Source organism: Arthrobacter sp. 35/47 (assembly GCF_000520475.1).
Taxonomy (GTDB): domain Bacteria; phylum Actinomycetota; class Actinomycetes; order Actinomycetales; family Micrococcaceae; genus Arthrobacter_D; species Arthrobacter_D subterraneus.
On record NZ_KI914581.1, the window covers coordinates 4,031 to 11,275 of the forward strand.

The window sequence follows — 7,245 nt, forward strand, 5'->3', positions numbered from 1 at the left end:
ATACGAGCCGGCGGGAATCGGGCGACCATTCGAAGCTGGAGACGCCCAGGGGGCGATCGGTCAGCTGCTGCGGCTCCCCTCCCCTGCCGTCGGTGATATAGACCTGCGGCTTGCCACCTTCGCCGGCGCGGAGAAAAGCGAGGATGGAGCCATCCGGGGAGAATTTCGGCGCGGTATCCCTGAACCCCCGGGTAAGCCGACGGGGAGCTCCGCCGTCCAGCGGCACCTCCCACAGCTGCCCTACATAGGCGTCGGCGTCGTAGTCGGGACGGGTCACGGAGACTACGCAGCGTCGGGTGTCCGGGTGGAGCGAGGGTGCGCTCACTGTATTCATCAGGTTGAGTGTGTCTGGTTTCACACTCCGAGCCTATGCCCCCATGGTGCTGCGGCTCAAAGCGGCGCCGCCCCCTACGATTGTCCAATGCCGCCGTCTCCGGGAGTCCTCCTTCTCTGCCCCGTCTGCCGCGGACCGCTTGCCGCCGGGCCGGACGGTACGTCCTCCGGGGTGCCGGGGCGTGAACACACTCCGCAACTCCTCAGCTGTGCCGGCGGCCACCGGTTCGATGCAGCCCGGCAGGGCTACTTCAACCTGCTCACTGGCCGGGGGACGAGCTTCCAGCCTGATACCGCTGAGATGGTGCAGGCGCGGATCGATTTCCTCGGCAGCGGGCATTTCCACGGACTCGCGGATGCTCTGTGCGCGGCGGCGAAGGAAGCAGCCGTCAACCGGCCTGTCGTCCTGGACGCGGGGGCAGGGACCGGCTACTACCTGAGCAGGCTTCTGGAAGCTGTGCCGGTGTCCGCGGCGGTGGCACTCGATATATCGAAGTTTGCGCTGAGGCGGGCAGCGAAACTGCTGCCCGGCGCCCTCTGCCTTGTGTGCGACCTGTGGCAACGGCTGCCCGTGGCGGATAGCAGCGTCGATCTGCTTCTGAACGTCTTCGCCCCGCGCAACCCCCCTGAGTTCGCGCGGATAGTGAAAGACGGCGGAGTGTTGCTGGTGGTCACTCCCCTGCCTCAGCACCTCCAGGAGATCGCGGGCACCGCAGGGCTTCTCGGAGTTCCCGGCGGAAAGGGCGACGACGTCGCCGCCTCCCTCGCAGGCGCCTTCGACCTCATCTCGACCCGGACTGTGGAATTCACCATGACGCTTGGACCGGGCGACGTGCGCAACGTCGCGATGATGGGGCCTGCCGGGCACCACCGGAGCCCAGCCGATCTCTCGAACCTTTCCGGCGAGTTGCCGGTGACGGCCGCCTTCACACTTCAGTCCTATAGCCGGCGCGCGCACGGATGAAGTGCTGAGGATATTCCCGTAACGCTATATTTCCGCCTCCGGATTTGGCATGATGGTAAGAGGCACCCTGTGCACGGAATGACTGTCTGCAGATGCCGCCACCGAGGGGAAATGCGATGCTTGACTGGCTGGTACAGAACACCTGGATTCTCTGGCTGGTGCTCATGCTCGGATTGGCTGGGGTGGAAACCCTGACCCTTGACCTGTTCTTCCTGATGCTTGCAACCGGCGCACTCGCGGGGCTGATCGGCGCACTCGCCGGAGCCTCTTTCTTCATCCAGGTAGTGATCTTCTGCGTCGTCTCACTCCTGATGGTGCTGCTGGTCAGGCCGGTGGCCCTGAAGCATCTCAAGCGGGGCTCAGCCGAGCAGCTCTCCAACATCGATCGGTTGATCGGCGAACACGCACTTGCACTGGAACCGGTCACCGGGCTCTCCGGGACCGTCAAGATCGGCGGCGACACATGGACCGCACGCACTGTTGACGGCTCGTCCGTGCCGGCCGGCACCCGCGTGACAGTTTCCCGCATCGACGGAGCGACCGCCGTCGTCGTAGGAGCCCAACCAACGGAGAACGGTCCACTTACCTCCTCCTGAACACCATTCGGCACCACAACAACACAAGGGGAACCATGTTCACAGACTCAGGCACAATCGGACTCACGATCGTCCTGATTGTTCTGATCGCTTTCGTCCTGGTTGTGCTGGTGAAATCCGTTCGGATCATTCCGCAGGCTCGCGCGGGTGTGGTTGAGCGGCTGGGAAAATATCAGCGCACGCTCCTGCCGGGCCTGACGATCCTCATCCCGTTCGTTGACCGTCTGCTGCCGCTTCTTGACCTGCGCGAACAGGTTGTTTCCTTCCCGCCGCAGCCGGTGATCACCGAGGACAACCTTGTGGTGTCCATCGACACGGTCGTGTACTTCCAGGTGACCGACGCGCGTGCCGCTACCTATGAAATCGCCAACTACATCCAGGCCGTCGAGCAGCTGACCACGACGACGCTGCGGAATGTTGTCGGCGGGTTGAATCTGGAGGAGGCACTGACCTCGCGGGACCAGATCAATGGACAGCTTCGCGGGGTCCTGGATGACGCCACGGGGCGTTGGGGAATCCGGGTGTCGCGCGTGGAGCTCAAGGCGATCGACCCGCCGCACTCCATCCAGGATTCTATGGAGAAGCAGATGCGGGCCGAACGCGACCGCCGCGCAGCCATCCTCACTGCAGAGGGAACCAAGCAATCGCAGATCCTTACTGCGGAGGGGCAGCGGCAGGCAGCCATCCTCGCGGCCGAAGGCGATGCCAAGGCAGCGATCCTGAGGGCAGACGGTGAATCGCAGGCCATTCAGAAGGTCTTCGACGCTATTCACAAGGGCAACCCCACCCAGAAGCTGCTCGCTTACCAGTATCTCCAGACCCTCCCCAAGCTTGCGGAGGGCAACTCCAACAAACTGTGGATCATCCCCAGCGAGCTGGGAGAAGCGCTCAAGGGCATTGGAAACGTACTCGGAGCGCAGGAGAACGAGGCTGGCCATGCTGACTCCCCCGCCACAGGCGAGGAGACGCACCCGCCCCAGGTGCACTAGTCATCAGCCCCGCCGCGCGCCGCTCGCGGCACCGATTGGGTGATCCGTGGTCCCAGTCGGTATAGTGGGGTGTTTGCCGGATGAGAGCGCCGCTGGGAACAGACGGCGGTTACCCGGCGTTATACCTGTGGTAGCGCGGCGTCGAACGTCGTGATGTTGCCTGCTCGGCGAGCGCGCAGCAGAGGCAGCTGGGAGTCCAGCATGCCATACGAAGTGAGGGAGATAAGATGAGCGACCGTAGCCTTCGGGGTATGCGCCTAGGCGCCCAAAGCATGGAGACCGAGTCCGGCGTTGAGCCGGCACCCCGGCAGCGTATCGAATACCGTTGCGAGGACGGTGAACGGGTTTTCGTCACGTTCGCAGCTGAAGCGGAAATTCCTCCGGTGTGGGTTTCAAAGACCGGCAAGGAAGCGTTGCTCGTTGACGGAGAGCGTCCAGACACCTCCGGTGACAAGCCGGTCCGTACCCACTGGGATATGCTCCTGGAGCGCCGGTCAATGGAGGAACTTGAGCAGATCCTGGAGGATCGGCTCAACATCCTGCGGGAGCGTCGCGGGGAACGCCGCTCCGCCTGAGAACATGTGTGAATCGCCCGGGTACTTCATCGAAGTGCCCGGGCGATTCTGTGTCCGGATCGAGGACAGCCCTTCCGGGCCGGCGCAGGATATAGCGGCCGCCTGGCCGTCCTTGCTGACGGCGCGTCCTTTGCCGGCGGCCTATGCGTCCGTTGCAGGTGATCGGAGGCCGGACAGGCGTGATGTGAGAGCGGACCAGCGGGCAGCGAGCCCCCAGCGGGTCACCGACGCGATTGCCTCCAAAACAATATTGCCGCTCATTTTCGAATCTCCGTACTCACGCTCTACGAAGGTGATCGGCACTTCGACGATGCGCAGTCCCTTCTGGGCCACACGGAAGGTCATGTCGACCTGGAACCCGTACCCCACCGAATCAACGTCGGCCAGATCGATGGCCTCGATCGTCTCCCGCCGGAACGCACGGTAGCCGGCCGTAATGTCCCGAACGGTGAGTCCGAGCATGGTGCGCGAGTAGAGGCTTCCCGCACGGGACAGCAGCGTCCGGTGGAACGGCCAGTTGACCACTGCGCCGCCGGGCACCCAACGGGACCCGATGACCAGGTGTGCGCCGGTCGCTGCCTCGAGGAGGGCGGGAAGCTGTTCCGGCTGGTGGGAGCCGTCGGCGTCCATTTCGACCAGGACGTCGTAATCCCGTTCTAGCGCCCAGCGAAAACCGGCGATGTAGGCAGCCCCCAAACCTTCCTTGCCCTGCCTGTGCAGGACCTTGACCTTGGGGTCCACCTCGGCGAACCGGTCTGCCCAATCTCCGGTGCCGTCAGGGCTGTTGTCATCCACGATCAGCACATCCGAGTGGGGGACGGCTGCCCGGAGCCGCTCAAGGGTTATCGGCAGGGATTGGCGTTCGTTGTAGGTGGGAATGATCGTGACAACGCGCACTCAAGGGCCTTTCGATGGGGCGTGTGCGCAGAGCGCAGCAGTTCAGCTATCCGAACGGGCTTCCCAGTATATGAGCTACGGGTAGGTTCGCACGCCTTCGGGCCAGCAGTGATCAATCGATCGGCGCTGTTTTCTAAGGACGTGCAAACCTACCCGTTGTGATTACCAAGCCTTCCACCGCGCGAAAGAGCCTTACATTCACTCGTGGTCCCCTTTGGCGTCGCAGTATGCGGTGGCTCGGTCAGGTCAATCCGAAACGTAAGGATTCCGACCCGTAGATCTAACAGCTTACGTCCTGTGGAGGAGGTGTCAACAGCCCGCTGACCTGCTGGTTTAGACGTTCGTGCAGGTCAGAGGGCGGACCCGGGCCCTGTCACTCCAGCCGGGTCTGGCGGTCTGCGAGGACACCGTCCGCATACAGTTGTCTGCCCCTGTGGACGGTTTCCAGGCATCGCGGCTCGTTGTCCGTATCGAGTGCGGGGAGCAGCGGAGTGCCAGCACGTGGATCCGTGCTCCATGACTGGACCCTGCTGTCCGGGGTCTGGACCATGAGCTCGTCCACCTCCCACACCGCGTAGGATGCCGGTGCGCCGGGGAGGAGCTGACCGAGCAGCGGATTCCCGGCCCCCACCGCACGCCAACCGGCGCGGGTGTGTGCGAGAAAGGCAGCACGAGCCGAGATTCGCTCCTCGGCACTGGCATGGGCAATGCAGGCGTGGATGGATTGCCAGGGCGACATACGGGTGACGGGTGAATCGGAACCCAGGCACACAGGAACACCGGCGCTCAACAAACTGCCGACCCGGTTCATCGGCGTGTAGCGGTCGGTTCCGAGCCGCTGCTCGTACAGGCCGCCGGGAGCACCCCACAACGCGTCGAAGCCGGGTTGCGCGCTCACTGTCGTACCGAAATGGGCCAGCCGGGAGATGGCGCCGTCGTCGGCGACTTCCACGTGTTCCAGCCGGTGCCGGGCGGCTCGCACCCTCTCCAGCCCGTGGTCGGATGCCACCTTCTCCAGACCGGCAATCACAGTGTCCAGTCCCTCATCACCGATGACGTGAAAGCCCGCCTGCAGGCCGGCGGATGTTGCGGCACCCAGGTGCGCGGCGACGTCGTCGGCACTCATGAACGTGGTGCCGCAGGAATGGGGCGCATCCGCGTACGGCACCCGCATACGGGCTGTATGGGAACCGATGGACCCGTCCACGTTCAGGTCCCCTCCAAGGCCCAGCACCTTGCCGCCAAAACCTGCCAAAACGGTTCGCATCTCCTCTTCGGAAGTGACGGCCTGTCCCCAGTAGGCCAGAACTTCAGGGTGCGGCCCCGCGAGCGAGAGTAGTGACAGAACGTCCTCCCGGGGAGCGATGTGCGGCGCGGCCATCTCGACGACGGCGACGATTCCGTTCGCAGCCGCGTGGTCGAGGGCCGTGCGCTGCAGCGCCTCCCGCTCGTCGGGTCCGGGACTGCGCACCGCGCTGCGGGCCGCGAAGTGCGCATCACGCACAATAAACCCGTCATCCCAACCGTCGTACTGCTGCAGCCCAAGCCGTTGCGCCAGGAACGTGGACACCACGGCAGAGTGGACGTCTGCACGCACGAGATAGACGTCACGGCCCCCGCCCGACGCGTTCTCCAGTTCGGACGCGGTGGGCGGACGCCGCTCCGACCACCTCGATTCGTCCCAGCCGTTACCCATGATGGTCCCTGAACTATCAGCTGCCGCCCGCGCGACGAGGTCGAGGAGCTCGCCGAGGCTGTTGACCCCGGTGAGGTCAAGAGAAGTGATGGCCAGTCCCGTTTCCGTGGTGTGGAAGTGGGAGTCGACGAACCCCGGTGCAACGAGCGCACCCTGCAGGTCCACCACGTCCATGCTGCTGTCGGCCAGCGCGGCCGCTGCGTGCTCGGATCCAACCCAGGCGACCGTGTCTGCCGTGACCAGCATGGCCGTCGCAAATGGATCTGCGGCGCTGTATACCGAGCCGTTGCGGTACAGGATGGGCTTGGAATCGGAAGGGGACACAGGCATGCAACTTTCGGGTAGAGAGATATGGGATTATTCGGAGACCGCGGAATAGGCCACGACGCCCCGTCGGATACGGTCAATGGAGTCGATGCACAGGCGACGGAAGCCCGGCGGCAGGTCCGGAACCTTCGCCAACTGGTCAATGAGATCAATGATCTGCTTCGCCCACCGGACAAAGTCGCCGGCAGCGAGGTCGGTCCCCTGCAGGGCGTTCTGGAGTCCCTTGCCTCGCGCCCACTTGTAGACCGGCCACATGAGCCCGAAATCGGGTTCGCTGGTGACGGACAGACGGTGCTGTTCCTCCAGGTCTGTCAGGCGTGACCACTGGCGGATGACGATGTCGATCGAAGATTCCAGCGACACCGACGGCATCCGGGGACGAAGGCCGCGCTCCTCCCGCTTGGCCTGGTAGACCAGCGCGGACGCGAGAGCCGCCAGCTCGGCGGGGTCCAGGTCATTGCAGGCGCCGTGTTCGAGGGACAGCGCGATCAGGAGGTCCTTCTCGCCGTAGATCCGGCGAAGTTTCTGTCCGGCAGGCGTGATGGCCAGGCCCTGGGTGTCATGTTCCTGGAGGTAGCCGTAGTGCAGGAGCACTTCTGACACACGGTCGAAGGTCTTCGCGATGGTATTGGTTCGTCCCTGGATCTGCTGGGCAAGCCTGTCCGTTTCCCTCCGCAGCTTCCACCACCGCTCCGCCCAACGCGCGTGGTTCTCGCGGTCGCTGCAGCCGTGGCAGGGATGTGACCTGAGCCGGCGGCGCAGGTCTGCGATTGCTTTCTCCTGGCGCTCAGTACCGACGGTCGGGAATTCCGCCGGCGTCCGGCTGGCGGGTGGGCGCTTCTCGTTCAGCGAATTCCTCAGTGACGCG

The 7,245-nt window shown here is 64.3% G+C and carries 6 protein-coding genes and 2 pseudogenes; 4 read left to right on the forward strand and 4 right to left on the reverse strand.

Annotated elements, in window-relative coordinates:
* A pseudogene (locus X803_RS16840) lies at positions 1–334 on the reverse strand (PD40 domain-containing protein); the annotation flags it as partial.
* An 87-nt stretch (positions 335–421) separates the two neighbouring features.
* Between X803_RS16840 and X803_RS0100400 the strand changes: the two are divergent.
* From X803_RS0100400 to X803_RS0100415, 4 genes are all read left to right on the forward strand, one after another.
* A complete protein-coding gene (locus tag X803_RS0100400) occupies positions 422–1,297 on the forward strand; it encodes a methyltransferase domain-containing protein (RefSeq protein WP_026543574.1) in 876 nt (291 codons plus the stop codon).
* Between the two features lie 116 nt (positions 1,298–1,413).
* The gene (locus X803_RS0100405) at positions 1,414–1,893 is read left to right on the forward strand and encodes an NfeD family protein (RefSeq protein ID WP_035777340.1); all 480 of its coding nucleotides are present in this window, start codon (positions 1,414–1,416) and stop codon (positions 1,891–1,893) included.
* A 35-nt stretch (positions 1,894–1,928) separates the two neighbouring features.
* Positions 1,929–2,882 carry an SPFH domain-containing protein gene (locus X803_RS16845; RefSeq protein ID WP_051470306.1) on the forward strand — a complete coding sequence of 318 codons (954 nt, stop codon included), beginning with the start codon at positions 1,929–1,931 and terminating at the stop codon, positions 2,880–2,882.
* Between the two features lie 227 nt (positions 2,883–3,109).
* Positions 3,110–3,457, forward strand: a complete 348-nt coding sequence (locus X803_RS0100415; protein ID WP_026543576.1) for an RNA polymerase-binding protein RbpA — start codon at positions 3,110–3,112, stop codon at positions 3,455–3,457.
* Positions 3,458–3,598: 141 nt separating this feature from the next.
* Here X803_RS0100415 and X803_RS0100420 read toward each other — a convergent pair whose 3' ends face one another.
* From X803_RS0100420 to X803_RS16850, 3 genes and pseudogenes are all read right to left on the reverse strand, one after another.
* Positions 3,599–4,354, reverse strand: coding sequence for a polyprenol monophosphomannose synthase (locus X803_RS0100420; protein WP_026543577.1), 756 nt, complete (start codon positions 4,352–4,354; stop codon positions 3,599–3,601).
* Between the two features lie 373 nt (positions 4,355–4,727).
* Positions 4,728–6,380 carry an amidohydrolase gene (locus X803_RS0100425; protein WP_026543578.1) on the reverse strand — a complete coding sequence of 551 codons (1,653 nt, stop codon included), beginning with the start codon at positions 6,378–6,380 and terminating at the stop codon, positions 4,728–4,730.
* A 27-nt stretch (positions 6,381–6,407) separates the two neighbouring features.
* A pseudogene (locus X803_RS16850) lies at positions 6,408–7,245 on the reverse strand (RNA helicase); the annotation flags it as partial.